Here is a 1,130-nt window from a genome sequence, read left to right on the forward strand (position 1 = left end):
AGCCACGCCATGTGCCGCGACCCCACGAGGCTTTGACTTCGTACTGGATCACGTACCTTTGGCCCGGAAGCGCCACGAATTTCAGGGAGGTGTGGTCGGCCCGGAACTGCGGGTGCGTCCTGAGGCCGACGACCACCGCGTGCTCACCGGGCGAAAGCTCCCACCGGACTACCGGGCGGAGAACATGTGGGACCTGTTCCCCATCAATCGAAGCCAAATAGGTAGCGGCGCGTGGCCCTGACTTGACGATGGCGAGGCTGGACAATGGTTGCGTCTCCGTACCAGGAAGACGATACGGTGCGGCAGCGCAGCCCGCGAGCATCGCGGCGGTCAATGCGAGAGTCACCACGGCCTTGAAGTTTTTATCCACGCTGAATTCTTTCTCTTGCTTCATGACTGATCGCTCTTGATCAATCTCGGGTCGAGGTTTGCCGCGGCACCTTTCCCCAGTTCGACAGGTTTCAATTGCGCGCTGTGACGCCAGCTCGAAACATCGGTCCGATTCCGCACGCGTGCCTGCTTCCTTCGCTCGGCGCTCTGCCGCCGCCTCGACTTGAAACCCCACGAGCCACTTCATGAGCAACATCGGAACGACAGGAGGCCGATAAGTGCACCGAGCAATGTCGATCGCCACCTGCGAGTGCCCGAAGYCCGGCCACCGGAGACCTCGGCTGTCTCGATTGCGTGGGAATACCACACCTGCGATTCACCGCCATGGACGCGCCGGCGCTTCTGATTTTCGACGGGTGCTTGCACAGTACGACCAGCCATCAAAGCCCCGATTCCCATGGCATGGTTTCATCCGTACCGCTGGCTCCGCAATACGCCCAAGGCTCGGAACGTTCGTCACCGTCATAGCGCGAACCGAACCGAACGTTGTACAGCGCCAGCGGTGACTGGGGAGATGGCCTGCGCAGGAGCCGACCTAGCCAACCTTGGGGCACTGGTGTCTCGGCACTGAACATGCCCAGCATGACCTCGAGTTCGCGTCGCCACTCGGGTCCAGTCACAACCATGGTCCCGATCTGATGGGTGTCGAGATGAACGTATTCAAAGCCACTGTCCCGCAACACCTAGAGAAACTGATCACGCCAGCGCGACTGGAGCACCGGAAAGTGTTTGCTCAGAAA

At 60.6% G+C, this 1,130-nt stretch carries 1 protein-coding gene; it reads right to left on the bottom strand.

The window, feature by feature from the left end; translation table 11 throughout:
* The coding region (locus AC1DOC_RS34575; protein WP_478131699.1) for a hypothetical protein at nucleotides 1–394 on the bottom strand (394 nt) is incomplete at its 3' end.
* Nucleotides 395–1,130: the final 736 nt, after the last annotated feature.

This window comes from Variovorax sp. 01T439_2 (genome assembly GCF_056398445.1).